Origin of the sequence: Salinispora oceanensis (genome assembly GCF_000383575.1) — a bacterium.
Taxonomy (GTDB): Bacteria; Actinomycetota; Actinomycetes; order Mycobacteriales; family Micromonosporaceae; genus Micromonospora; species Micromonospora oceanensis.
On record NZ_KB911579.1, the window covers coordinates 3,744,471 to 3,769,276 of the forward strand.

General features: G+C 70.5%; 20 protein-coding genes. 10 read left to right on the forward strand and 10 right to left on the reverse strand.

Annotation, left to right across the window (positions count from 1 at the left end; translation table 11 throughout):
- Positions 1–7 precede the first annotated feature (7 nt).
- Positions 8–1,729, reverse strand: coding sequence for a sensor histidine kinase (locus SALPAC4_RS0117420; RefSeq protein WP_027644333.1), 1,722 nt, complete (start codon positions 1,727–1,729; stop codon positions 8–10).
- A 43-nt stretch (positions 1,730–1,772) separates the two neighbouring features.
- Complete coding sequence (locus SALPAC4_RS0117425) at positions 1,773–2,789, reverse strand: Acg family FMN-binding oxidoreductase (protein WP_397537942.1); 1,017 nt, start codon at positions 2,787–2,789, stop codon at positions 1,773–1,775.
- Between the two features lie 295 nt (positions 2,790–3,084).
- Between SALPAC4_RS0117425 and SALPAC4_RS0117430 the strand changes: the two genes are divergently transcribed.
- Positions 3,085–4,977 (forward strand): heavy metal translocating P-type ATPase, encoded by a 1,893-nt coding sequence (locus SALPAC4_RS0117430; protein WP_027644334.1) that lies wholly within the window; start codon positions 3,085–3,087, stop codon positions 4,975–4,977.
- A 6-nt stretch (positions 4,978–4,983) separates the two neighbouring features.
- Here the strand turns inward: SALPAC4_RS0117430 and SALPAC4_RS0117435 are convergent, their stop codons facing one another.
- The 3 genes from SALPAC4_RS0117435 to SALPAC4_RS0117445 all read right to left on the reverse strand — a co-directional run bounded on the left by SALPAC4_RS0117435 (position 4,984) and on the right by SALPAC4_RS0117445 (position 9,160).
- Entirely contained in the window at positions 4,984–5,838 is an 855-nt protein-coding gene (locus tag SALPAC4_RS0117435) for a universal stress protein (protein WP_019871407.1), read from the reverse strand.
- A complete protein-coding gene (locus tag SALPAC4_RS0117440; protein WP_019871408.1) occupies positions 5,835–8,237 on the reverse strand; it encodes a phosphoketolase family protein in 2,403 nt (800 codons plus the stop codon). The genes SALPAC4_RS0117435 and SALPAC4_RS0117440 overlap by 4 nt, the downstream gene beginning before the upstream one ends.
- Positions 8,238–8,335: 98 nt before the next feature.
- Complete coding sequence (locus tag SALPAC4_RS0117445) at positions 8,336–9,160, reverse strand: universal stress protein (RefSeq protein ID WP_019871409.1); 825 nt, start codon at positions 9,158–9,160, stop codon at positions 8,336–8,338.
- A gap of 211 nt (positions 9,161–9,371) precedes the next feature.
- Here SALPAC4_RS0117445 and SALPAC4_RS0117450 point away from each other — a divergent pair, with 211 nt between their 5' ends.
- The 4 genes from SALPAC4_RS0117450 to SALPAC4_RS0117465 all read left to right on the forward strand — a co-directional run bounded on the left by SALPAC4_RS0117450 (position 9,372) and on the right by SALPAC4_RS0117465 (position 14,792).
- Positions 9,372–10,499, forward strand: a complete 1,128-nt coding sequence (locus SALPAC4_RS0117450; protein ID WP_019871410.1) for a CapA family protein — start codon at positions 9,372–9,374, stop codon at positions 10,497–10,499.
- Positions 10,500–10,596: 97 nt separating this feature from the next.
- Positions 10,597–12,264, forward strand: a complete 1,668-nt coding sequence (locus tag SALPAC4_RS0117455; protein ID WP_027644335.1) for an RCC1 domain-containing protein — start codon at positions 10,597–10,599, stop codon at positions 12,262–12,264.
- A gap of 38 nt (positions 12,265–12,302) precedes the next feature.
- The gene (locus SALPAC4_RS0117460; protein ID WP_019871412.1) at positions 12,303–14,036 is read left to right on the forward strand and encodes an RCC1 domain-containing protein; all 1,734 of its coding nucleotides are present in this window, start codon (positions 12,303–12,305) and stop codon (positions 14,034–14,036) included.
- A gap of 93 nt (positions 14,037–14,129) precedes the next feature.
- Positions 14,130–14,792 (forward strand): P-loop NTPase family protein, encoded by a 663-nt coding sequence (locus SALPAC4_RS0117465; RefSeq protein WP_019871413.1) that lies wholly within the window; start codon positions 14,130–14,132, stop codon positions 14,790–14,792.
- Here SALPAC4_RS0117465 and SALPAC4_RS0117470 read toward each other — a convergent pair.
- On the reverse strand, positions 14,752–15,006 hold the full coding sequence (locus SALPAC4_RS0117470; protein ID WP_019871414.1) for a hypothetical protein: 255 nt from the start codon (positions 15,004–15,006) through the stop codon (positions 14,752–14,754). The two genes, SALPAC4_RS0117465 and SALPAC4_RS0117470, sit on opposite strands and share 41 nt — an antisense overlap.
- Positions 15,007–15,214: 208 nt before the next feature.
- On the opposite strand from SALPAC4_RS0117470, the gene SALPAC4_RS0117475 reads away from it, so the two are divergent.
- Positions 15,215–16,906: an RCC1 domain-containing protein gene (locus SALPAC4_RS0117475; RefSeq protein ID WP_019871415.1), complete on the forward strand. Its 1,692-nt coding sequence runs from the start codon at positions 15,215–15,217 to the stop codon at positions 16,904–16,906.
- A 43-nt stretch (positions 16,907–16,949) separates the two neighbouring features.
- Here SALPAC4_RS0117475 and SALPAC4_RS0117480 read toward each other — a convergent pair whose 3' ends face one another.
- On the reverse strand, positions 16,950–17,201 hold the full coding sequence (locus SALPAC4_RS0117480) for a hypothetical protein (protein WP_019871416.1): 252 nt from the start codon (positions 17,199–17,201) through the stop codon (positions 16,950–16,952).
- Positions 17,202–17,646: 445 nt separating this feature from the next.
- On the opposite strand from SALPAC4_RS0117480, the gene SALPAC4_RS0117485 reads away from it, so the two are divergent.
- The 3 genes from SALPAC4_RS0117485 to SALPAC4_RS0117495 all read left to right on the forward strand — a co-directional run bounded on the left by SALPAC4_RS0117485 (position 17,647) and on the right by SALPAC4_RS0117495 (position 19,878).
- A complete protein-coding gene (locus SALPAC4_RS0117485) occupies positions 17,647–18,519 on the forward strand; it encodes a helix-turn-helix domain-containing protein (protein ID WP_027644336.1) in 873 nt (290 codons plus the stop codon).
- On the forward strand, positions 18,516–18,731 hold the full coding sequence (locus tag SALPAC4_RS0117490; protein ID WP_018214707.1) for a DUF397 domain-containing protein: 216 nt from the start codon (positions 18,516–18,518) through the stop codon (positions 18,729–18,731). Before SALPAC4_RS0117485 ends, SALPAC4_RS0117490 begins: the two co-directional genes overlap by 4 nt.
- 196 nt (positions 18,732–18,927) lie before the next feature.
- Positions 18,928–19,878, forward strand: coding sequence for a sporulation protein (locus tag SALPAC4_RS0117495; RefSeq protein ID WP_050564245.1), 951 nt, complete (start codon positions 18,928–18,930; stop codon positions 19,876–19,878).
- Between the two features lie 81 nt (positions 19,879–19,959).
- On the opposite strand, the gene SALPAC4_RS0117500 is transcribed toward SALPAC4_RS0117495, so the two are convergent.
- Complete coding sequence (locus tag SALPAC4_RS0117500; RefSeq protein ID WP_018733497.1) at positions 19,960–20,298, reverse strand: hypothetical protein; 339 nt, start codon at positions 20,296–20,298, stop codon at positions 19,960–19,962.
- A gap of 273 nt (positions 20,299–20,571) precedes the next feature.
- On the opposite strand from SALPAC4_RS0117500, the gene SALPAC4_RS0117505 reads away from it, so the two are divergent.
- Entirely contained in the window at positions 20,572–20,979 is a 408-nt protein-coding gene (locus SALPAC4_RS0117505) for a hypothetical protein (RefSeq protein ID WP_018733498.1), read from the forward strand.
- Positions 20,980–21,057: 78 nt separating this feature from the next.
- Here the strand turns inward: SALPAC4_RS0117505 and SALPAC4_RS0117510 are convergent, their stop codons facing one another.
- Positions 21,058–23,322 carry a HelD family protein gene (locus SALPAC4_RS0117510; protein WP_027644337.1) on the reverse strand — a complete coding sequence of 755 codons (2,265 nt, stop codon included), beginning with the start codon at positions 23,320–23,322 and terminating at the stop codon, positions 21,058–21,060.
- A 315-nt stretch (positions 23,323–23,637) separates the two neighbouring features.
- On the reverse strand, positions 23,638–24,786 hold the full coding sequence (locus tag SALPAC4_RS0117515) for a LolA family protein (RefSeq protein ID WP_027644338.1): 1,149 nt from the start codon (positions 24,784–24,786) through the stop codon (positions 23,638–23,640).
- Positions 24,787–24,806 lie beyond the last annotated feature (20 nt).

Genomic DNA, 24,806 nt, shown 5'->3' on the forward strand with positions numbered 1-24,806 from the left:
TGGCGGCTCAGCTGTCCAGCGGCACGGACCAGTGCAGCCGGGTGCCGTGCGGGTGCTCCGGCCGCACCTCGAAGACCCCGCCGTGGCGCTCGGCACGTTCGCGCAGGTTGACCAGCCCGCCCCGGGCGGCGGCCGGATCGCAGCCGACCCCGTTGTCGGTGACGGTCACCGAAACCTGACCGGCCGCCACCCGGACGGTGACCGCGACGCGCTGGGCCCGGGCGTGGCGTACCGCGTTCGACAGCGCCTCCCGGAGCACGGCCGTGAGATCGGGACGCAGCTCGTCCGAGACGGCGCTGTCGATCGGGCCGGCCAACTCCAACGCGGGTCGGAAACCCAGCGATTCGGCGGCGTCCTCGACCGCCTCCCGGATCTCCGATCGCAGCTGCGCGGTCATCGGTGTGCGCAGCTCGAAGATGGTGCGACGGATGTCCTTGATCGTGGCGTCCAGGTCGTCCACCGCCGCGTTGATCCGGTTGGCGAGTTCGGGGCGGGTGCTCATCGGCACCGCGCTCTGCAACTGCAGGCCGGTGGCGAACAACCGCTGAATCACCACGTCGTGCAGGTCCCGGGCGATCCGCTCGCGGTCCTCCAGGACCACCAGCAGTTCCCGCTCCTCCTGGCCCCGGGCCCGCTCCATGGCCAGCGCGGCCTGCGCGGCGAAGCTGCCGAGCAGCGCTAGGTCGTCCTCGCTCGTCTCATCGTGATCAGCGCTGTACGCCACCACCAGCACGCCGTGCAGGGTGTCCGCGGTCGCCAGTGGGGAGAGCACCGCCGGCCCGGTGTCCAACAGCGCCGGCCAGGGCGCGGCGTGGGCGAGGTCCGCCACCCGGTCGTGCCGGCCATGGGTGACGGCGGCACCGAAACTGGTGTCGGCGGCGGGTAGGACGGTGCCGACCAGGGCAGCGGCCTGCTCCCCCGCACCGTCAACCACGTCCACGGTGAAGGTGTCCGCGCCGGGATCGTAGAGCAGCACCAGCGCCAGCTCCGCCTCGGCGACCTCCCGGGCGCGCCGCGCCACCAGCGACAACGCGTCGGTACGGCGGACCTCGCCGAGCAGCAGCGTGGTGATCTCGGCGGCGGCGGCCAGCCACCGCTCCCGCCGGTGCGCCAGCTCGTAGAGGCGGGCGTTCTCGATCGCCACCCCAGCCGCGGCGGCCAGCGCCACCACGATCTCCTCGTCGTCCTCGGTGAACTCGGCCGCGTCCCGCTTCTCGGCGAGGTAAAGGTTGCCGAAGACCTGGTCCCGGATCCGCACCGGGACCCCGAGGAAGCTGCGCATCGGTGGGTGGTGTGGCGGGAAACCGTAGGAGGCGGGGTGCTGGGTGATGTCGGGCATCCGCACCGGGCGCGGATCGTCGATCAACAGGCCGAGGACGCCCCGGCCGTGTGGCAGCTCACCGATCTTGGCGCGCTGCTCGTCATCGATCCCGTGGGTGACGAAGTCGTGCAACGCCCGGTCCCGGCCGAGGACGCCGAGTGCGCCGTAGCGGGCTCCGGCCAGCTCGGAGGCCGCCTCGACGATGCGTTGCAGCGTGCTACGCAGGTCGAGGTCGGTGCTGATGCCGACCACCGCGTCGAGTAGGGCCCGTAGCCGTTCCCGACTGGTGACCACCTGGCTGACCCGCTCCAGCATCTCCTGCAGCAGCTCGTCCAGGTGGACCCGGGACAACGGGGTCAACCCAAGCGAAGGGGTGGCGTGCGGTTCGTGTTCGGGACTGGGTGTCACCCGGCTGATGCTAACGCCGCCGATCAGGGGCGTGACACGCCCGTCAGGTTCCGCGGACCGCTGAGGTGTCCACCACCTGCTCCACCGCGAGCCGCGGCGTGTGCGGCGGCCCGGCCTGCGTCGGATCCGCGCGGCCCAGGCGCAGCACGAGATACGGATATCCCATACCAGCCAATACCCCGCGCAGCTCCGCGCGGGTGCCCGGCACCTCGATCACTCCGCTCAGCGGCACCACCGAGACGCCCAGCCGGGTCGCCGTGAGCCAACCCGCCGACAGCGCCTCACCGGCCCGCAACCAGGTGCTGGGCTCGTCCTCGTCGCCGTAGAGCAGCGCGTACGCGGCTGCCTGGTCATGACCGGGCCCCACCGGCAGCGTGCCGGCCCGGCCGAAGTCCCGGCCGGGCACGGTGGTCTGGGGAGGTGACTCCGGCAACACCGCCGGCGGCAGACCGACGTTGTCGGCCCGGCTGGTCCAGTAGGCCAGCTCCGCGCGCAGCCGGGGGTCCTCCGACTCCACGGTGTCGGCCTGAGACGCGGCGGTCGCCAGCTGCAACACCTGGTCCCGGTCGAGTTGCTGGAGCCGGACCCCTTCGACGGTGGCCGCTTCGGTGATCTCGGTGAGGGCCGAGTCGGTGATCGGTTCGTCACCGACCGGTCGGCGGTCGGTGTGCCGGATTCGCATGCACTGCACCAGGTGCATCGCCTCGGGGTCCGTCCCCACCCGGGTCAGGCCGGTGAGCCGGGCCAACAGGTCCGGATCAGCCGGGTCGGGGGTCCGCTCCACCGCATCCGGGTCGGGGATCCGCTCCACCACCGCCCGCCACCCCTCGGCGGCCAGCGCGACCCGGGCGTGGTGCAGCGCCGCACCGCAGCTCAGGACGAGCAGCCGCCCCTCCGGGTCGGTGGCGGTGAGCTGCCGGTCGCGGACCACCCGCAGCTCCAGCGCGTCGGGCTGGACCCGCCACCGCCACGGTTGGGTGTTGTGCACCGAGGGGGCGCGACCGGCGGTCGCGGCGGCCTGCGCGAGCGCGGTGGTCAGCGCGTGGTCCGTCTGGCTCATGCTCTCGACCCTTCCCTCGAAACACATCGTGCCGCACCCGGAGGGCACCCGGGTGCGGTTGCCGATCCATCCTGCGACATTCGCCCGCCGAGCACACGGGGCGCAGGTCCCGTCGCCGCCGGACCATTCGACCCGGGTGATGAACTGCCCCACCTCGACGACCCACCGGAACGCATTCGACCCGGTATGGGTTCGGTGACGACTGCCCACCTCGGTGACCGGCGGGAACGATTTCGACCCGGTGGGTTCGGTGACCAGCGCCCACCCCGGCCGACCCGCTGGGACGATTTCGGGGATGGCGGCGGAGCCGGAGTGTATGCCCGAGCAACCGGCGCGGTCCGGGCCGGGCGGCCGGCTGCTCTGGGCGCCGCTGGTCGGGCTGACCGTGCTGGTGCTCGCTGGCGTGGTGGCGCGGCTCGCCGGCCGGCCCGGCCTCGCGGAACTGCTCTGGGCCGCCGCCACGGTGGCCGCGCTGGTGCCGGCCGCCGGGTCGATGCTGCGCGAGCTCTGGCACCGGCGGTACGGCGTTGACATCATCGCCGTCCTCGCGCTGGCGGGCGCGCTCGTCGTGGCGGAGTACCTGGCCGGGGCGGTGATCGCGGTGATGGTGGCCACCGGCCGGACGCTGGAGGCGTACGCCCAGGGCCGGGCGACCCGTGACCTCCGCGCGCTGCTCGCGCACGCCCCGCGCACCGCGCGCCGACGCGCCTCGGACGGGACGATCGAGGTGGTCCCGGCCGACCAGGTTGTCGCCGGTGACGAACTGCTGGTCGGCCCCGGCGACGTGGTGCCGGTGGACGGGCAGCTCGCGGCGGCGGCCACGCTCGACGAGTCGGTGGTGACGGGAGAGTCGCGGCTGGTCCAACGTGCCTCAGGTGACCGGGTGGGCAGCGGCGTGGTGAACGCCGGTGCCGCCTTCGGGCTGCGGGCGACCGCGGACGCGGCCTCCAGCACGTACGCCGGGATCGTGCGGCTGGCCCGGGAGGCCACCGCGCAGAAGGCGCCGACGGTCCGGCTGGCCGACCGGTACGCCGTCGCCTTCGTTCCGTTCACCCTGCTGCTCGCCGGGCTGGGCTGGCTGGTCTCCGGCGACCTGGTCCGGGCGGTGGCGGTCCTGGTGGTGGCCACGCCCTGCCCACTGCTGCTGGCCACCCCGATCGCCATCGTCTCCGGCCTGTCCCGTACCGCCCGGCGTGGGGTCCTGGTCCGCGACGGCGGCTCCCTCGAGCTGCTCGGCCGGGCCCGCACCCTGCTGGTGGACAAGACCGGAACCCTGACCGCCGGTCGGCCCCAGGTGGCCGAGGCGGTCCCGGCGCCGGGGACGACGGCCGACGAGGTGCTGCGCCTCGCCGCCTCCGTGGAGCAGCTCTCCCCACATGTGCTGGCCACCGCCCTGGTGGAGGGGGCGCGGGAGCGAGAGCTCGGCCTCGCCGAGCCGGAGGGGGTCACCGAGGACCCAGGCCGGGGTGTACGCGGGCGGGTGGAGGGCCGTGACCTATGGGTGGGGCAGCTCGACAGCACGCCGCCGCAGTGGGCCTCCTCGGCCCGGGACCGCGCCGAGGAGGCCGGGCACTCGCTGGTGTGGGTCGGCGGGACCGAGGGGCCGCTCGGCGTGATCCTGCTGGCGGACCCGGTCCGGTCCGACGCGTCGCGTACCGTCGGCCGGCTGCGGGCGGCGGGGCTACGCCGGATCGTCATGGTCACCGGTGACCGGCCGGCCACCGCCAGCCGGGTGGCCCGAGAGGTCGGGGTGGATGACGTCCTCGCCCGCTGCACACCGGCCGAGAAGGCGGACCGGGTCCGCGCCGAGGTGGACCAGGCGGTCACGGTGATGGTGGGGGACGGGGTGAACGACGCCCCCGCCCTGGCCACCGCGGATGTCGGCGTGGCGATGGGCGCCACCGGGGCCACCGCGTCGGCGGATGTCGCCGACGCGGTGCTCACCGTTGACCGGCTGGAGCGCCTGGCCGACGCCGTGGAGATCGCCCGCTACGCGCGCCGCATCGCCGTGCAGAGCGCCACGGTGGGCATGGGGCTCGCCGTGCTGGCCATGTTCGTCGCCGCCCTCGGACGGCTGCCGCCGGTGGCCGGCGCCTTCCTGCAGGAGGGCATCGACGTGCTGGTGATCCTCAACGCGTTGCGCGCCCTGCTCGGCCCGGGCACCCTGACCAGCCTCCGCCGACGGTGACCCGCCTCAGCGTTCGCGGACCACGGCGACCGGGGAGTGCGCGTGGTGCAGCAGCTGTTGACTCACCGAGCCGAGCAGCATCCCGGCCAGACCACCGCGGCCTCGGCTGCCGACCACGACCAGCTGGGCGTTGCGGCTGGCCGTCACGAGCAGCTCGGTCGGGTTGCCCTTGGCGACCTCCACCGTGATCTGTAGATCCGGGAACGCTCGCCGCCACTGGGCCAGTGCCTCCTCCAACTCGGCGTGGACCGCCTGGGCATCCGGGGCGGAGGGCGGACGCGGACCTGGCGACGGACGCCATGCGCGCAGCACGTGCAGCGTTACTTTCCGGGCGGCGGCCTGCTCAACGGCGAAGCCCAGGGCGAGCAGCGACGGCTCCGAGCCGTCCACCCCGACCGTGACGTGCCCGGTCTGCCCCCGGCGGTCGGCATCCCGGCGGACCACCACCACCGGGCAGTGGGCGTGCGCGGCCACCGATCCCGCCGTCGAGCCGACCAGCAGGCCGGCGAAGCCGCCGAGCCCGCGCGAACCGAGTACCAGCAGGCCGGCTCGCGCCGAGAGCTCCTGGAGCACCAGCGCGGGCGGCCCCTCGTACAGCTCACCGGTGACGGTCAGCTCCGGGCTGGTCGCATCCGCCGCGGCCTGCCGGACCAGCTTCTCCGCCTGCCGCCGAGCGGCGTCGTCGGGCCAGATGCTGGGCCCCCCACCAGGGCCGGTCCACCCGGCCATGGTGAGCCACTCGAAGATGTACGCGAGGTGCACCGACCGCCCACTCCGGGCGGCCTCGGCCCGGGCCCACTCCTGGGCCCGGACCGCGTCCGGCGAGCCGTCGTAGCCGACCAGGATCTTGGCTCCGTTCACTGATAGTCGCCCAGGCCGGCGTTCGTCTCGCGGACCCACCGCCACTGCGCCACCCGCGGGTCGTCGGCGCCGTGCTTGCGGGTGTAGTCCCGGCACGACTGGCGGGCGTCCACCATCTCCTGCCGCAGGTGGGCCGCCCGCGCGCCGAGCCCGGGTACCCGGTCGATCACGTCGATGACCAGGTGGAACCGGTCCAGGTCGTTGAGCATCACCATGTCGAACGGAGTGGTGGTGGTGCCCTCCTCCTTGTAGCCGCGAACGTGCAGGTTGGAGTGGTTGGTCCGCCGGTAGGTCAGGCGGTGGATGAGCCACGGGTAGCCGTGGTACGCGAAGATGATCGGCTTGTCGGTGGTGAAGATGGTGTCGAACTCCGAGTCCGGCAGCCCGTGCGGGTGCTCGCTCGACGGTTGCAGCCGCATCAGGTCAACCACGTTGACCACCCGGACCTTCAGCTCGGGCAGGTGCTGGTGCAGCAGGTCGACCGCCGCGAGGGTTTCCAGCGTCGGGACGTCCCCGGCGCAGGCGAGCACCACATCCGGTTCCGTACCACCGTCGTTGCTGGCCCAGTCCCAGATGCCGATCCCGCGCCGGCAGTGCAGGACCGCCTCCTCCATCGACAGCCAGCTCGGTGTGGGTTGCTTCCCCGCGACGACCACGTTGATGTAGTGCCGGCTGCGCAGGCAGTGGCTCATCGTGGAGAGCAGGGTGTTCCCGTCCGGTGGCAGGTAGACCCGGACCACCTCGGCCTTCTTGTTCACGACGTGGTCGATGAAGCCCGGGTCCTGGTGGGAGAAGCCGTTGTGGTCCTGCCGCCAGACGTGGCTGGAGAGCAGGTAGTTCAGCGAGGCCACCGGCTGCCGCCAGGGGATGCCCCGGGTCACCTTCAGCCACTTTGCGTGCTGATTGACCATCGAGTCAACGATGTGGATGAACGCCTCGTAGCTGGTGAAGAGGCCGTGCCGGCCGGTCAGCAGGTACCCCTCCAGCCAGCCCTGGCAGAGGTGCTCGGAGAGCACCTCCATGACCCGGCCGTCGGGGGCGAGGTTCTCGTCCCCGGGTACGGTGGCCGCCACCCAGGCCCGGTCGGTGACCTCGAAGGCGGCGCCGAGCCGGTTGGAGGCGACCTCGTCCGGGCCGAAGAGCCGGAACGTCTCCGGGTTCGCGGAGATGACATCGCGGATCCAGCTGCCGAGCGTGCCGGTGGCGCTGGTGACCGCCGTACCGGGACGTGGCACGTCGACCGCGTAGTCGCGGAAGTCGGGCAGGACCAGATCACGCAGCACCTGCCCGCCGTTGGCGACCGGGTTGGCGCTCATCCGACGGTCGCCCTTCGGCGGCAGGTCCAGCAGCTCGGCCACCGGCGCCCCGGTCGCGTCGAAGAGCTCCTCCGGACGGTAGCTGCGCAGCCAGCGCTCCAACTCGGCCAGGTGCTGCGGGTTCTGGCGCACCTGCGGCAGCGGAACCTGGTGCGCGCGGTGGGTGCCCTCCACCCGGTTGTCGTCGACCTCGCGCGGGCCGGTCCAGCCCTTCGGCGTACGGAGCACGATCATCGGCCAGCGCGGGCGCTCGACCCGGCCACCGGAGCGAGCTTGTCGTTGGATGGCGGCGATCTCGTCCAGCGCCCGATCCATGGTCGCGGCGAGCGCCTGGTGCACCGTGGCCGGATCGTCCCCGGCCACCAGGTACGGCTCGTGACCGTACCCGCGCATCATGTCCAGCAGGTCGGACTCGGGGAGCCGGTCCAACACCGTCGGGTTGGCGATCTTGTAGCCGTTGAGGTGCAGGATGGGCAGCACCGCGCCGTCGCGGGCCGGGTTCAGGAACACGTTCGACAGCCAGCTACCGGCCAACGGCCCGGTCTCCGCCTCACCGTCGCCGATCACGCACGCGACCAGCAGGTCCGGGTTGTCGAACGCGGCACCGTAGGCGTGGCTGAGCGCGTACCCGAGTTCACCCCCCTCGTGAATCGATCCCGGCACCTCCGCGGCCACGTGGCTGGGAATGCCGCCGGGGAAGGAGAACTGGCAGAAGAGCTGGGCCATGCCGGCCTCGTCCTGGCAGGTGCCGTGGTAGAGCTCGCTCCAGGTGCCCTCCAGCCAGGTGTTCGCCACGAGCGCGGGACCGCCGTGGCCGGGACCGGTGATGTAGATGGCGTTCAGGTCACGGGCGACGATGACCCGGTTGAGGTGCGCGTAGAGCAGGTTCAGGCCGGGGCTGGTGCCCCAGTGCCCGAGGAGCCGTGGCTTGATGTGTTCCACGGTGAGCGGCTCACGCAGCAGCGGGTTGCTCCGGAGGTAGATCTGCCCGACCGTGAGGTAGTTCGCCGCCCGCCAGTACGCGTCCAGTCGACGCAGTTCGTCTTCGGTCAGCGGGCTGTGCTGGGCGGTTGCAATATTCATGGTTACCAAAGCCTCTCGGTCGGGTGTGGCGCATCCGGGGCGTTGTGCTTAGCCTCGCCGACGGCTACCGCCGGGTTAAGAGGCGTTGGTCCCGGGTCTCACGGACTGTCTGCCGGGGCGAGTCCTCGCACCACAACCGTGGGCGTGGGCGAGTGGTAGAGCATGGCCTGACAGGCCGAGCCGATCATTCCTCGGCCGGGCTGTTGGCCGCGCGCCGCTATCACCACCAGCTGGGCGGACCGGGACTGCTCGACCAGGACATCGCCCGGAGCGCCCGGGATGGTGTGGCACTCGACCGGCACGCCCGGCTCTGGGCCGCCGACCTCCGCCACCGCGTCGGCGAGGATCGCCGGTGCGTCGTCGTGGCCGTGCTCCACCACCCGGACGGCGACCAGGCGGCCGGACCGCCGGACGGCGCAGTCAAACGCCCACTTCAGGGCCTGCCGGGAGCTGACCGAGCCGTCCACTCCGACCAGCACCGGCCCCTTTATCGGCGGTTCGCGGCGGGTCACCAGCACTGGGCAGCCGGCCTGGGTGACGAGCTGCACCGCCGGCGTGTCGGCGGGGAGGGAGCAGCCGAGCTGTCGGGTACTCATGCCGCTGTCGCCGACGGCGACCAGGAAGGCCGTCTCCGACCTGCGGATCAGCGGCTGCACCCGGGAGCCTTCGGCGATCTCGTGACCTACCGGCAGCGTCTCCTCGACCGCCCGGGCGACCTTGACGGCACGATCGAGGAGTTCCGCGGCCTCGTCGTGCGTGCCGACGACCGACTCCGCCGCGAAGGCTGCCCCCCAGTCGAAGGTGTGGATCAGCTGTAGGGGATGTTCGAACGCGGCCGCTTCCCGCGCGGCGAGCTCGACCAGCGGCAGGTCCCGTTCCGAGCCGACCCCGACGAGCACCGGCGCGTCGTTGGCTGCGGCCATGTCGGCATCACCTCCGCGGGAGTCGCCCCCGGCCTCCGTCCCGAGGCTAGTCCGGGCAGCGCGGCGCCGGGGTGGGATCGGTGCAGCGCGCGTGGCCGGGATTGCCGGCACCGGGGTGGGGCGGTGGAACCGGAGGCCGGCTGGGGCTCCCCGCCGCCCAGACACCGCGATCGAGCGGCCGGACGGTTACCGACAGTGTTAGCGTCCATTCGTGGGCACGAACCAGGAGATTCCGGAGATTGTCGTCGCCGCCACCGGTGACCTGCTCATTCTCCGGGACCGTCCGCACGACATGTTCCGTCACGTGCGAGACCATCTGGTCGAGGCCGATATCACCTTCGGCCAACTGGAGACCGCCTACTCCGACCAGGGGTCGCTGGGTTCGTCCGGCCCACGCGGCGGCGTCCCGCACGACGTGGAGAACCTCGCAGCGATACCGCACGCGGGCTACAACGTGATCTCGATGGCGAGCAACCACACCGGCGACTGGGGAGCTGACGCGCTGCTCGACTGCATCGAGCGGTGTCGCCGCAACGGCGTTACCGTGGTGGGTGCGGGGGCGAATATCGACGAGGCGCGCCGGCCCGGGATCATCGAACGCGACGGTACGCGGGTCGGGTTCCTGGCCTACTGTTCGGTCGCTCCGGAGGGCTACTACGCCGGGCCGGACAAGCACGGCGTGTCGCCGATGCGGGCGATGACCCACTACGAACCGTTCGAGTATGACCAGCCCGGCGGCCCACCCTTGATCAAGACCCAGCCGGACGAATCCGACCTGGCGGCGTTCGTCGCGGACATCGAAAAGCTGCGTGACCAGGTGGAGGTGCTGGTCGTGTCACTCCACTGGGGCCTGCACTTCCAGCGCTCACGGCTCGCGGAATACCAGCCGACGGTGGCTCACGCGGCGATCGACGCCGGCGCCGACGCCGTGATCGGGCACCATCCGCACATGCTGAAGCCGGTCGAGGTCTACCGAGGCAAGGTCATCTTCTACAGCCTGGGCAACTTCGCCTTTGAGATCAACGAGCGTTGGTGGCGGTCGTTCAGCAAGGAGTGGTTAGAGAAGGCGGACCGGATCCACCACGAACTCGCCGCCGGCCGGGATCTGCGGGAGGAGGGCCGGAACTCGATGATCGTCCGGCTGCATATCACCGGGGGTCGAATCGACCGGGTCAGCCTCGTACCCGTGTTCATCAACGAGGAGCACGAGCCGGTGCCGTACCGGGCGGACACGCCGGAGGGGCGCACGGTCTGCGACTATCTGACGGAGATTACGGCCGAGGCGGGGATCGACACCGCCTTCGACGTGGTTGACGACCGGATCCTGGTACGCGTCTGAGCCTTCGAGGGCGTTTCTCCTCGCCATTCCAGCAGTAGGGCGGTAAACATAGCTTTCGTCCTATTTGCGGATTTTGTGCGCTCGGAGGTGTTGAGCGGTGCGAGGATTTCGTCGGCGGGCAGGCCGTGCTGCCCAGGCGGGCTGGGCAAGAATGGCCGCCGGGGGGTGCCTCGCCCTCGCGGTGGCCGTGACGGTCACCCAGGCGGTTGGCGTGTCGCCCGCGGCCGCACAGAGCAGGCCGTCCCCGTCGGCTGTCGCGGCGGACACCGCCCTTTCCTGGGGTGACAACGATTCCGGTCAGTTGGGTGATGGGACTACTGCTGACAGCAGCATGCCGGTGGCGGTCAGTTTGCCGGCGGGTGTCACGGTGACCGCGGTCGCCGCTGGCGCCGCCCACAACCTGGCGGTGACCTCTGCTGGCACTGTCCTTGCCTGGGGCGGCAATTCGTCGGGCCAGTTGGGTGATGGGACGACGACCAATCGCAGTACGCCGGTGGCGGTCAGTTTGCCTTCGGGTGTCACGGTGACCGCGGTCGCCGCTGGTGCTGCCTTCAGTCTGGCGTTGACGTCCGCGGGCACTATCCTCGCCTGGGGCGACAACACAATCGGTCAGTTGGGTGATGGGACCACCATCGACAGCCCTACGCCGGTGGTCGTCAGTCTGCCGACGGGTGTCACGGCTACCGCAGTCGCCGCAGGGGCCACCCACAGCTTGGCGGTTACGTCCGCGGGCACCGTCCTCGCCTGGGGTGCCAACGCCGTCGGTCAGTTGGGCGACGGGACCACCACTCCCAGCCGTACGCCGGTGAATGTCAGCCTGCCTTCGGGTGTCACGGTGACCACGGTCGCCGGAGGCGACGCCCACAGTCTGGCGTTGACGTCCGCGGCTGATGTCCTTGCCTGGGGTAGCAATTCGTCGGGTCAATTGGGTGATGGGACGACCTCCAATCGCAGTACGCCGGTGGCTGTCGGTACCACGGCTACGGCGGTCGCCGCTGGTATCGCCTTCAGCCTGGCGTTGACGTCCGCGGGTGATGTCCTTGCCTGGGGTAGCAATTCGTCGGGTCAATTGGGGGATGGGACGACGACCAATCGCAGTACGCCGGTGGCTGTCAGTTTGCCTGGGGGTACCACGGCTACCGCCCTCGCCGGAGGCGACGCCCACGGTCTGGCGGTTACCTCCGGCGGCGCCACAATTGCCTGGGGCGACAATTCCTTTGGTCAATTAGGCGACGGGACCAGTACCGACCGCGCCACACCGGTGCCCGTCAGCCTGCCCGCCGGCGCCACTGTCACCACTGTCGCCGCCGGCGCCGCTCACAGCGTTGCCTTGGTCGCGCCGTCGACGTCCCGCGTCATGTTGCGGGTCACGCCGTCGAGTCCGGAGGCGGGTCAGGACGTCACGCTCACCGCGACGGTCACCTGCACCGGCGACACGCCCACCGGAACGGTCACGTTCCGCGACAACACCACCATGCTGGCCACTACGTCCCTGACCTCCGCGGCCACCGCCAGCCACACCACGACGCTGGCGCCGGGCGCACACAGCCTCACCGCCGTATATGTCAGCTCCAACACCTGTCCGGACAGCCGATCCGCGCCCGTCAGCGTCACCGTCGCCCCACTACCTGACGATTCTGGTCTGCCGATCACCGGCCCGAACCTACCCACCACCGTCGGCACCGCCGCCCTGTTCATCCTGGCCGGTGCTGCCCTGATTCGCCTCACCGGCCGACGTCAACCGGCCTCGCGTCACCTGCGGTGACGAGTCGGTGCCGTGGCCGCTGCAGGAGGGTATTGACGATGCGGGGAGTCGGTCAGCGGCCGGGCCGTGGTGTCGGAGCGCGCCGGGCGGCGCGGGTGATCGCCGGGTGGTTCTGCCTCGCAGTGGCGGTGACGGCCGTCCAGGTGGGCGGCGTGTCGTCCGCGATCGCGCAGCACACGTCGGTAGCGCAGCACACGCCATCACCGACCACTGTCGCGTCGGATGCCGTCCTCGCCTGGGGCGACAACTACTACGGCCAGTTGGGCGACGGGACCACCAACAACTACCGCACCACACCCATCCCCGTGGGCCTGCCAACCGGCGTTGAGCTGGCCGCGGTCGCCGCCGGTGATGGGCACAGTCTGGCGTTGACGTCGGCCGGCACCGTTCTCGCGTGGGGCAGAAACCGCGTTGGTCAGTTGGGTGACGGGAGCACCATCAACCGCAGTACTCCCGTTGACGTTTCCCTGCCGCCGGGCACGACGGTCACCGCCGTCGCCGCCGGCTTCAACCACAGTCTGGCGTTGACCTCGGCCGGCACCGTCTTCGCTTGGGGTGACAATTCGACCGGTCAGCTGGGTGACGGGAGCACGACGAACCGCAGTACGCCGGTGGCGGTGAGGTTCCCGCCCGGCACGGTGATTACCGCTGTCGCCGGCGGTGGCGTGCACAGTCTGGCGTTGACCTCGGCCGGCACCGTCTTCGCCTGGGGTGACAATTCCTCCGGTCAGCTGGGTGACGGGAGCACGACGAACCGCAGTACGCCGGTGGTGGTGGGGTTGCCGGTGGGCACGATTGCTACCGCCATCGCCGGTGGTGGCTCGCACAGTCTGGCGGTGACCTCGGCGGGCAACGCCCGTGCCTGGGGCAACAATTTCGTTGGCCAGTTGGGCGACGGGAGCAATATCAACCGCGACGCTTCCGTTCATGTCCGCCTGCCCCCGGGCACCACGGTCACCGCCGTCGCCGGCGGCCTCACCCACAGTCTGGCGTTGACCTCGGTCGGCACTGTTCTCTCCTGGGGCAGCAACAACTGGGGTCAGTTGGGTGATGGGACCGCCAGGGACCGGAACACGCCCGGCTCGGTGAGCCTGCTCCCCGGCGTCACGATCACTGCGGTCGCCGCCGGTGATCTCTTCGGCCTGGCGATCACCTCGGTCGGTACCGTCCTCGCCTGGGGCAGCAACATCGGCGGCCAGTTGGGTGACGGGACCACCACCGTTCGCCGGACGCCCGTCGCGGCCAGCCTGCCCACGGCAACCACGATCACCGCCATCGCCGCCGGCAGCGGCCACAGCCTGGCCTTGGTCGCACCGCGACCAGCATCCACCACAGCCCTGCGAGTCTCGCCCTGGAACCCGACGGCCGACCAGGACGTCACCCTCACCGCCACCGTCACCTGCACCACCGACACCCCCACCGGCAGCGTCACCTTCCGCAGCAATGCCACCGACCTCGCCACCGTGCCGCTGGGCGGCACCAACACCGCCACCCACACCACCGGGCTCCCGCCCGGCACCCACACCCTCACCGCCCACTACACCAGCACCAACACCTGCCCCAACAGCCGGTCCGAGGCCACCACCATCACCATCGACACCCCCACCGACCCGGACACCCCCACCGAGCCCGATCCCCCCACCGACCCGGACCTGCCGATCACCGGCTCCAACGTGTCTAGCGCCGTGGGTGCCGCCGCCCTGCTCATCCTCACTGGAGTCACCCTCATCCACCTCACCCACCGACGTCGGCCACCCCACCAGCGTCCGTGAGCCGGCGGACGTGACCCGCTGGGGCCGGGCGGAGTCCGGCCCCGGCCCGACAACGGCGGAGGGCGGCCTGGCCGGGCCCCGTAGGATGCCGTCATGCCGTTACTGAGCTGGCGTGATCCGCTACTTTGGCGGCCGAGCCGGGTCCTGGTCGCGGGAACCTCTGGGGCGGGCAAGACGAGCCTGGCGACGTCGCTCGCCGAGGCATGGCAGCTCCCTCGGGTGGAGCTCGACGCATTGCACCACGGTCAGCACTGGGTGCCGCGCCCGAGCTTCGTCGCCGAGGTGAGTCGATTTGCCGCTGGGCCGCGCTGGGTGACCGAGTGGCAGTACACCGCCAAGCTCGGCGACATTCTCTGCGGCAAGGCCGATCTGGTGGTGTGGCTGGACCATCCCCGGCAGCTGGTGATGCGGCAGGTGATCGCCCGCACCGCGGCCCGAAGTTGGCGGCGTGAGGTGCTGTGGAACGGCAACGTCGAGCCGCCGCTGCGGACCGTCCTGACCGACCCCGATCACGTGATCCGATGGGCGTGGCGAACGCAGAAAGGCCCGGGTGAGCGCGTAACCCGGCTGCTCCAGCAGCGTGGCGCGGCGGTCATGGTGGTGCGGTTGCGCGGCCGTCGACAGGTGCGTCGGTGGACGTCCCGGGTCCTGCCGTTCGCGGCACCGTCGGATGCCGCACCGGCGGTGCTCTCTTCCAGCGCTGAGGCCGGACCCGTCAGTGCGGTCGGTCCTCGCGCCGACGATCCCGGGAGCTGATGCCCAGGTCGTCGGCGAGCTCGCCAAGAATCCCCTTGGGCTTCGACCTCCGGCGAGGGCGGAGAGCTTGGAACACGTCGATCACACCCACCAGGATGAGCAGCAGCCCGAGCGGTTCACCCCGGAACCAGAGCAGCTCGGTGTCTGGAAAGAACAGTCTGAGCACCAACCCAAAAATGATCAACGCTAGGCCCAGGGCCAGCTTGAACGCCATGCCGTCACCTCTCTGGTAAGTGCAGATGCAGGTTGAGCGGTCCCACGATCTCAGCCAGAGATGAACCGCGCTGTCCCGAGCTTCTTCTCCGGCTGCTGGTTGCCGTTCTGGGTCATCGTCGGCTCGGGTCCTTCGTCACCTATGCCTACTTCGTTCGCTTATACCTTGCGGAGGGTGAGCTTTCGACAAGTTGCTGGGGTAGGGCTAAGTGGCGAGTTTTTGGACCGGCAAGGTTGCGGACGCGAGAAGAAGCTGGGTCCAGCCCGCGAGCCTGCGGGGCCTGTTCGCGGTGCTGCTGATGTTGGCGATCGTGCTGGGCATAACCTCGGTCGGTGCGGCGCGCGTCCTCGCGCAGGGCATGCTGTCGGCGGCAGCCGGCCCTCCTGGCACCGGCCTGGCCTGGGGCGACAACGGTTCCGGCCAGTTGGGCGATGGGACCACCACCGTCAGCAGCAGCACCCCCGTGGCGGTCGATTTACCGGGCGGCACCACGATCACCGCGCTTGCCGGCGGGGGCCTCCACACTCTCGCGTTGGCCTCCGCCGGCACCGTGCTGGCCTGGGGTGCCAATGGTTCCGGCCAGCTGGGTGACGGGACGACCATCAGCAGTAGCACCCCTGTTGTGGTGGATGTGCCCGGCGGAACCACGATCACCGCCGTCGCCGCCGGCAACTTCCACAGCCTGGCGTTGACCTCCGCCGGCACCGTGCTGGCCTGGGGCTTCAACGACTTGGGCCAGCTGGGTGACGGGACGACCATCAGCAGTAGCACCCCTGTTGCGGTGGATGTGCCGGGCGGTGCCACGATCACCGCCGTCGCCGCTGGCGGCTTCCACAGTCTGGCGTTGACCTCCGCCGGCACTGTGCTGGCCTGGGGTGCCAATGGTTCCGGCCAGCTGGGTGATGGGACGACCGTCAGCAGTAGCGTCCCTGTTGTGGTGGATGTGCCCGGCGGTACCACGATTACCGCCGTCGCGGGCGGCCGCTTCCATAGTCTGGCGGTGGCCTCCGCCGGTGCCGTGCTGGCCTGGGGCCTTAACGACTCGGGTCAGTTGGGTGATGGGACCACCGTCAGCAGTAGCACCCCTGTTGTGGTGGATGTGCCGGGCGGTGCCACGATCACCGCCGTCGCCGCCGGCGACCGTCATAGTCTGGCGTTGAGCTCCGCCGGTGCTGTACTGGCCTGGGGCCTCAACGTCTCGGGCCAGTTGGGTGATGGGACGACCGTCAGCAGTAGCGCCCCGGTTGCGGTGGAACTGCCCGGCGGCATCACGATCACCGCCGTCGCCGCCGGATCTGTCCATAGTCTGGCGTTGAGCTCCGCCGGTGCCGTGCTGACCTGGGGTTCCAACGCCTTGGGCCAGTTGGGTGATGGGACCGTCGCCAGCAGCAGCACCCCGGTAGCGGTGCATGTGCCGACCGATACCACGGTCACCGCCGTCGCCGGCGCCGGCTTTCACAGTCTGGCTATCGTTCCGTCGAACTCAACCACGACCTTGCAGGTGTCCCCACCGAACCCGAAACTGGATCAACCCGTCACTCTTACCGCTACTGTGACCTGCACCGCCAGCGCCCCCACGGGGATCGTGACCTTCCTGGACGGCACGAAGATCCTGGGCGCTGAACCGCTGTCCGGCAGCCCCACCGCCATCGCAAGCCTCACGGTCAACCGGCTGACGCCTGGTATACACCGCATCCAGGCGCGCTACAACGGCGACGGCAATTGTCCAGTCTCTACCTCCAACTCAGCGACAGTCACAGTCCGAAAGCCCATCCTCCCAGTGACCGGCGCCAGTCTTCCCACCATGCTCGCAGTCGGATTCCTGCTTACCCTCACTGGCGCGGCCCTGGTCGGGGGCGTTCGGAAGAACCGCGACACCAGGGGCACAAAGATGATCTAGAGGAAAGTCCTGTCGAGCGTGGATTCGAGGTCGAACGGGGCGGTCAGGGCGTGCGTCGTCGGGCCTGGGCGCTCTGCCAGTCGCGCAGCGCCCGTTTGATCCGGGTGTTCTCGTCGTGGAGCCGAACTACCTCCTGTCGCAGCGTGGCCAGCTCGTGTGCGACCCGGTGCAGAAAGTGTCGTACCTCCTGGGGGTCAAGGCCGCGTCGGCCGAGGCCCACCATGGCGAAGTTCCGTTCGCGTACGAGGCGGGGATGGAGTTGCTTGGTGCCGCCGTAGACGGTGCCGTGCCGCATTGATCGGTTCCCTTCGTTGGTGTTGGAAGGGGCGGCCCCGGTCGGAGGGGACATTTCCGGCGCAGGGCCGCCCCGCCCGACGACCGCAGCCCTCCTTGGCGGTACGGCCACCGGGCTGCCGGTGGGTGGTGTCAGTTCGCAGCGAGGCAGGGTCGCGGAGACCCGCCTTTCCGTGATAGGTATTCGTTAAGTCGGTCGGAGCCGGAATGCGCGCTAATCGCGGCTCCATGTTGAGGCCCGACGAGAGCCGGTATGCGTCTGCCACACGCCAGGCCGTCTCTCGTCACCTTCTCGGCTGTTGGCACAGCCGCGGTTGCCGTGCTTGCACCGGGCGTCCCCGGGGGCCGGTGATCACCCTCACCCGAAGGCCACATTTCCAGTGGCCTCGGCATTGGTGCAACGACACCAACGGATCCATTTCGGCAGGATGCGTGGAGAGGTGAGCATGGCCGTCAAGAAAGAAGCCTTCGTGCGGACGCTTCGGGCGCAGTGGCTCGGCCAACAGATGCGGGAACTGCGCGAGCGACGTGGCCTGACGCTCAAGTACGTGGCCCAGTTCCTGGAGCGGGACTTCTCGTCGCTGGCGCGGTACGAGCGAGCCGAGTGGCCATTCCGTCGAGATCTCGTCGTGGAACTGTTGGATCTCTATGGGGTCTACGACGAGCGGGAACGAACCCGGATCATCCAGCTTGCGCAGGACGCCTGGCGGGTTGACCGCTGGGACAACGACTTCGACCAGACGATCTATGACACGTCATTCATAGATTTTCCCTGGCTGGAGTCGAAAGCGGAGCAGGTGTGCACCTACGCCTCCTTGCTCATACCCGGCCTTCTGCAAACCCGGGACTACGCCGAGGCGGTGATCCGGAACGCGGAGGCCAGCTCCACCAGCGAGGTGCAGATCCGGAAGTGGGTTCAGCTCCGGATGGATCGGCAGCGCCTGTTGGAACAGCCCACCGGCACGCGAATCGCAGTGATCGTCGAGGAGTCGGCCCTACGGCGTCCGGTGATGAGCCGGCAGGTCATGGCGGCCCAGCTCGACCACCTGGTGCAGACGCTGAGGAAGCCGACGGTCGAGATCCGGGTTCTGTCCACAGGCCTCGGTCTGCACGCCGGCTTGGACGGCACGTTCTGGCTCTTCAAGATGCCTCCGCCCTACACCGATGTCGCGCATGCCGAGACGCTTGGTGGCCGGCTCTTCATGGAGTCGGGCAAGGCGCTGCGATATGTCCGCGCGTACGATCGCCTCCGGGAGGCCGCACTCACCGTGCGCGAGTCGGCGAGGCTGATTTCTGCACTTGCGGAGGAGCTGTCATGAGCGACACCATGCCCGACGTTGCGTGGCACATCAGCACCAGGAGCCCGGACCACGGCGGCAACTGCGTCGAGGCGGGGCCGTTGCTGGACGGGTCGGGGCGGGTGGCGGTGCGGCACAGCAAGGCCCCCGAGGCGGCCACGATTATCTATACGGCTGAGGAGTGGGCGGCGTTCGTCGGGGGCGTGCGCGACGGTGAGTTCGATTTCGCCTAGCTTGTCGGCGAGCCGGACCGGTGGTGTGGTTGCCGGTGCCGGGTAGCGTCCACAGCAATGGGAGTGTCCGGCGGAGGTGGCGGCCGACCCGGCGCTGGTGGGAGACTTGCGACGGCCTCTCGACAGCATCCGGTACGGTGCACACCGTCACCGTCGGCTCCAGGAGAGTGCGACACCAGACCCAGCGGGAGTTCCGATGGTCTTCAAGAAAATGTTGAGCGCGTTAGGCGTAGGCGGACCCAGCGTGGACACCGTCCTCACGAACCCCAACACCCGGCCCGGCCTGGCCCTTGACGGCCAGGTCAACCTCATCGGCGGGGACTCGCCGGCGGCCATCGAGCAGATTGTCGTCGGCCTGGTCACCCGGGTCGAGATCGAGGGCCACGACACCGAGTACGCGGGGCTCATGGAGTTCCAGCGGATGCCGGTCTCCGGGCCGTTGCAACTGGCTCCCAAGCAGCAGTTGTCGATCCCGTTCCAGCTGCCGGTGCCGTGGGAGACCCCGATCACCGACGTGTACGGCCAGCGCCTGCACGGCATGACGATGGGGCTGCGGACCGAGCTGGCGATCGCCCGTGCCGTGGACAAGAGCGACCTGGACCAGGTCAACGTGCACCCGCTGCCGGTGCACGAGCGCATCCTGGAGGCGTTTACCCGACTCGGTTTCCGGTTCAAGAACGCCGACCTGGAGCGCGGTTCCCTCTACGGAGTGCAGCAGACGCTGCCCTTCTACCAGGAGATCGAGTTCTTCGCCTCCCCGCAGTACGCGCAGACGATCACCGAGGTGGAGCTCACGTTCGTCACCAACCCGCACGGTGTCGACGTGATCCTGGAGTGCGACAAGCGCGGTGGCTTCTTCACCTCCGGGCAGGACGTCTTCGGCCGCTACCAGGTCGCCCACCAGGACGCCGACCGGGTGGACTGGATGCAGGTGGTGGACGGGTGGCTGCGTGAGACGACCTCCCGCTACGGCAGCCTGCGGGCGCAGGGCTTCGGCGTTCCGCAGCAGCACGGCCAGCGGGGGATGGGCATGGGCGGCATGATCGCCGGTGCTGCGCTCGGCGTGGCCGGCGGCATGATCGCCGGTGAGATGATCGAGGACGCGATGGAAGGGGACTTCGGCGGGGACTTCGGCTTCGAGGAGTAACTCCGACCGCGAACAGTCACCCAGGCGAGAGGGTGCCCGCCGGGATGTAGATCCCGGTGGGCACCCTCGCGTCGTAACCGGCTAACGCCGGGCCATGCCCCGCTCATTGGTGAGACGCCGATCCGAGCCGGCCTTCGCCAACCCCCGACTGATCAGGTAGGCGGCGGTCAGGGCGGAGAGGAACCACCACGCCAAGGTTGGATCGTTGATGTTCAACCCGTTGGTGCCCGATCCACGCCAGAAGGCGGAGATCAACACAAGGACGACCGCGCCGGCGTAGACCCAGAACTCGGTGGTCAGGAACGAGTTCTTCGTCTCCGTGTCCGGAGCGGACATCTGCTCCCGGTGCCCGTTGTCCATCGCCCGCATCGGGCGGGTCGGGGCGTCCTGCAGGCGGTCCCGGCTCTGGACCTCCCGCATATGCTCCCTGTCCTGGGCGTCCGCCGAAGGCCGGTTCTGCGGCCTGGTGGATGCAGCCTGCGTGCTCATCTGGTCCTCCTCGGATTTGATGAGTACCTGCGATCCCGCGCCCCGCTACCGTGTCTCGGCCACGGCACGGTTCGTGGCGGGGACACCCGGGGATACCCGACCGGCCGGGGCCAGTAACCCCAACCTCGGCTCGGCCGAAGAGTTTGGCCGTCCCGGGGGCGGGAACCCAACGAGACTTCCGACGAGTCTGCGAGGTGATGCGACATGCGCACCGACGACACACGGAACGAGGCCGCCCGGCGGGCCGAGGAGCGGATCGCCGGCGACCGGTACGGCGCGGGAGTCCTGGATGAGGTGACCGTGCCGCAGACCGACGTACAGCGGGTCATCCAGGACGAGGACCCGGGCGACCCGGCGCACAACCGGATCGACCCGCAGGTGCTACGCGACGGTGGTCCGACCCGGGGCCAGGGCGCGATCACGACGACCGGCGGGAACGCCGGGCCGGCCAGTGTTCGCCGGGTGGCCCGGCAACCGGAACGCCACCGGGGCAAGGTCGCCCCGACCACGACGGGGGACGCCACCACCGGCGGCCTGAGCACCCCGACCGCCGGCTCCACGAGCGACGCGGCCGGTCCCGGTGTGCACGTCGCGAACCTCGCCGACGACTGACAGTCCGCCCCGACGGCCTGGCCCGGTTCGGGCCAGGCCGTCGGTCGGCGTACCCGGACCAGGCCGGGCGCGGGGCGGTCAGGAGGTGGGGCGCAGAATCGTCAGCCGTTGGGTGGCGCGGGTCAGCGCCACATACAGGTCGTTCCGACCGCGCGGCGACTCCGCGACTATCCCGTCGGGGTCGACCACCAGGACCGCGTCGAACTCCAACCCCTTGGCCTGGGCGACGGTGAGCAGGACGGTACGGCCCAACAGGTCGGTCTGTTCGCCGATGGTGGCCTCCGGAACAGCATCCGCCAGGGCGGGGCCCAGGTCGGCGATGCGGGCGGCCGGGACGATCACCCCGAGCCGGCCGTCGGTGAGGGTCGCCGCCGCGGTAGTCGCCGCGTCCACCAGCTCCGCCGCCAGCCGCTGCGGCGCCACCGCCCGATCGGTCGGCGGCACACCGGTGGACCGTACCGACCGGGGTGGGCGCAGCGTCGGGTCGATCTGGGCGAGCACCTCCGCGGCGACCGCCATGATCTCGGCGGGGGTGCGGTAGCTGACCGCCAGCTCCGTTAGCCGCCAACGCTGCGCCACGTACGGTTCGAGGGCGTCAGCCCAGGACGCGGCGCCAGCCAACGCGCCGGTTTGCGCCACATCACCGACGATGGTCATCGACCGGCTGGGGCAGCGGCGCATCAGTAGCCGCCACGCCATTGGCGACAGCTCCTGCGCCTCATCCACGATGATGTGGCCGAACGCCCAGCTCCGGTCGGCGGCGGCCCGTTGCGCGGTGGTCAGCCGGTCCCCCTCCTCCTGCCGCTCCACCAGCCGGTCGGCGTCGAGCAGGTCGGTGACGCCGAGGATCTCACCCCCGTCCGCCTCGTCCTCCACGTCGATCGACCGGGACCCCCGGGCGATCTCCAACACGCCCTCGGCGTACTCCCGCTGCAGGGTCCGCAGTCGCTCCCGGCGGGCCGCGGCGGCGCGGTCGTCCTCGCCGAGCAGCTCAGCCGCCTCGTCCAGCAGCGGCACGTCGGCCGGCGTCCAACCACCCGGCTGGCGGTGCAGCAGGGCCTGCTCGGCCTCGGTCAGCACGGGCGCGGCGGCGGCGATGCGCACCGGATCGGCGTACAGGTCGGCGAGCAACTGCTGCGGGGTGAGCAGCGGCCACAGCTGGTCCAGCGCCGCCCGTACCTCCGGGTCGTCCCGCAGTTCCCGACGGATCTCGGCGCGGTCGGCCTCCTCGAGCAGGTTCTCCCCACCCAGCGGGTCGGCGCCGATGCGCTCGGCCACCTGCGCGGCGAGCGCGTGCACGACCTCGACATCGAAGACCGCCCGGGCGAGGTTGTGCGGCCGGCCGGACCGGCGGGCCCGGTCCCGGGCGGCCCGGACGGTCTCCGGGTGCAGCTGCAGGATCTCCCGCTGCGGCTGCTCGATCTCCAGCGGTTCGTCCGGCACCCACTGCCGGTCCCGGACCGCGGCGGCGAGGACATCCACCAGCACCGCGCGGCCCTTCAGCGCGGCGGTCTCGGCCGCCTCGGCGCGTCGCGCTGTGACCCCGGGGAAGAGGTCAGCCTGGGTACGCAGCAACACACCGGTCTCGGCGAGGGCGGGCAGCACCTGGGAGATGTAGCGCAGGAAGGTCGCGTTCGGTCCGACCAGCAGCACGCCCCGGGTGGCCAGTTCCCGCCGGTGTGTGTAGAGCAGGTAGGCCGCCCGGTGCAGCGCCACCGCGGTCTTGCCGGTGCCCGGACCGCCCTGCACCACCAGCGTGCCCGGCAGCTCGGCCCGGATGACCGTGTCCTGCTCGGCCTGGATGGTCTCGACGATGTCCCGCATCCGGCCGGTACGTCCGGCGGTGAGGGCCGCGAGCAGCGCCGCCTCGCCGGTCAACTCCTCGTGGGCGGTGGGGGAGGCGGCAGCCAGGTCGAGCACCTCGTCGTTGAGGCCGGTGACCTTGCGTTGTCGGGTCCGCAGGTGCCGCCGTCGGTGGACGCCCTGCGGGTTGGCGGCGGTGGCGAGGTAGAAGGCGCGCGCCGCCGGGGCCCGCCAGTCGATCAGTAGCGGGTCATAGTCGCCGTCGGTGTCGAAGATGCCGATCCGGCCGATGTAGTGCCGGCCGCCGTCGTCGGTGTCCAGTCGGCCGAAGCACAGGCCCTGCTCGACCGCCGAGTACTGCTCCACCTGCTCGCCGTACATCCGTACCGCGCTGTCGCGTTGGGAGCGGGCTTGGAGGGTGCCACCGGTCGCCCGGAGCTGTTCGGCCAGCCGGTGGGTGGCCTGCTCCCGCAGCGCGTCCAACCGGCCGTAGAGCATCGAGACGTACTCCTGCTCCTGGCCGAGCTCGTCGTCGTTTATCGCCGAATCGCCGGGACCGTCGGTGTGCGGTGAAACGCCGGAGTTGCTTGACAAGCCATCTCGCAATTCGCTACCCTTGATCGAAGGAACGGCCATCTGCCGTTCTTTTTTTATTCCCTGAACTGATCAGGATACCGGGCGGCGTGACCGCCGGGGTGCCCATGGCGATTCACCGGCTGGGCCGAATGTGGGTAACGACCCCGGGGGCGTGGGCGACAACTCCGGGGCGGGCAACAACAAACTGCGGGGCGTGGGTGACAACAACTCCCGGGGCCCGTGCAGGTGCTTGGCCCCGGGAGTTGCCGGCGATGAAAATCAGCCCCGGGCCACCTCGTACAGTCGCTCCGGCGCGACCGCCCCCACGATCAGCCGGCCGTCGTCGGTGAGCAGCGCCGTGACCAGCGTGCTGCGGAACAGTCGTCCGCTGCCCCAGTCACCCTGGACCGCCGGCAACTGACCGGCGAGCAGGTCCAGGTCGGGCGCCTCCTCGGCGGCAGCGGTGGGACGCTCCGCCTCGCCGACCTCCACGACGAAGACCGTGGCCCAGCCCGTGCCGACGGTACGCGGGCCGGGCTGCCCACCGTCGGCGGTCGGTCCTGGCTGCTTCGGTCGCTCGGGCTGCGTCGGTTGCTCGGGGTGCTTCGGCTGCTCGGGGTGCTTCGGCTGCTCGGTGTGCTCCCAGCCGTCCTTCAGCTCGGTCACCTGAACACCCGGTGGCGGGTTGAAGGTGAACTGGTCGGCATCCGGCCGGGCATAGTCGATCTGGGTGAACGCCAGCTCGAACGCCGGGGGATCACCGGCCTCGGCGAAGACCTCGAACCGCAGCGGCAGGTGCTCGGTCGCGTCGATGGCGATCCGGACCTGGTGCACCAGGGAGGCGGCGTCCCGGGGCTCGAGCACCAGCTCGTAGGCGTCCCGCCCGGCGACCGTGGCCGACCGCCCGACGCTCACCTCGGTCGTCGGATCAACCACGGCGAGGGCCTGCGCGGCGGCCTCCTGCGGCGTCGCCGGCACCTCCGGAGGCTTCGCCGCCTCCTCACCCTCGGGCAGCAATCCGTGGGCGGCCGTGTTCGTGCGGCTGTTCCACAGCCACACGTCGCGCCCGTTGCGGATGTAGTCCCGCTGCCCGAGTGTGTCCACGAATGCGATTCGCTGCTGGTCCGGCCCGGAGTGCCAGACCCGCAACGTGTGGGAGCCGGTCAGCAGGCTGGCCGGACCGTCCTCGGCGAGCAACCCGGCGATCGGCGGTAGACCAAGGTCGGCCCGCTGCACGACGGTGCCGGACAGACCCTCGAAGCGGGCGGTCTGGAGATCGACCAGAAGTTGGGCGGCGGATCGGGGCGGCAGGCTCGGTTCGGCTTCGGCGGCGAAACGGCCCAGCGCGGCGCCGCCGCCGATAACAGTCACGACGGCGGCCACCGGGACCAGCCACCGTAAGGCGGGACGGCTTGTCAGAACGGACATCGGGCACCTCCTGCCGACCA

Excerpts from the sequence above, each read along its gene's own strand:
- SALPAC4_RS0117425 (WP_397537942.1), bottom strand. The coding sequence starts at position 2,789 with ATGAGCCAGACGGACCACGCGCTGACCACCGCGCTCGCGCAGGCCGCC.
- SALPAC4_RS0117430 (WP_027644334.1), top strand. The coding sequence starts at position 3,085 with ATGGCGGCGGAGCCGGAGTGTATGCCCGAGCAACCGGCGCGGTCCGGG.
- SALPAC4_RS0117440 (WP_019871408.1), bottom strand. The coding sequence starts at position 8,237 with ATGAATATTGCAACCGCCCAGCACAGCCCGCTGACCGAAGACGAACTG.
- SALPAC4_RS0117445 (WP_019871409.1), bottom strand. The coding sequence starts at position 9,160 with ATGGCCGCAGCCAACGACGCGCCGGTGCTCGTCGGGGTCGGCTCGGAA.
- SALPAC4_RS0117460 (WP_019871412.1), top strand. The coding sequence starts at position 12,303 with ATGCGGGGAGTCGGTCAGCGGCCGGGCCGTGGTGTCGGAGCGCGCCGG.
- SALPAC4_RS0117465 (WP_019871413.1), top strand. The coding sequence starts at position 14,130 with ATGCCGTTACTGAGCTGGCGTGATCCGCTACTTTGGCGGCCGAGCCGG.
- SALPAC4_RS0117470 (WP_019871414.1), bottom strand. The coding sequence starts at position 15,006 with ATGGCGTTCAAGCTGGCCCTGGGCCTAGCGTTGATCATTTTTGGGTTG.
- SALPAC4_RS0117480 (WP_019871416.1), bottom strand. The coding sequence starts at position 17,201 with ATGCGGCACGGCACCGTCTACGGCGGCACCAAGCAACTCCATCCCCGC.
- SALPAC4_RS0117485 (WP_027644336.1), top strand. The coding sequence starts at position 17,647 with ATGGCCGTCAAGAAAGAAGCCTTCGTGCGGACGCTTCGGGCGCAGTGG.
- SALPAC4_RS0117490 (WP_018214707.1), top strand. The coding sequence starts at position 18,516 with ATGAGCGACACCATGCCCGACGTTGCGTGGCACATCAGCACCAGGAGC.
- SALPAC4_RS0117495 (WP_050564245.1), top strand. The coding sequence starts at position 18,928 with ATGGTCTTCAAGAAAATGTTGAGCGCGTTAGGCGTAGGCGGACCCAGC.
- SALPAC4_RS0117500 (WP_018733497.1), bottom strand. The coding sequence starts at position 20,298 with ATGCGGGAGGTCCAGAGCCGGGACCGCCTGCAGGACGCCCCGACCCGC.
- SALPAC4_RS0117505 (WP_018733498.1), top strand. The coding sequence starts at position 20,572 with ATGCGCACCGACGACACACGGAACGAGGCCGCCCGGCGGGCCGAGGAG.
- SALPAC4_RS0117515 (WP_027644338.1), bottom strand. The coding sequence starts at position 24,786 with ATGTCCGTTCTGACAAGCCGTCCCGCCTTACGGTGGCTGGTCCCGGTG.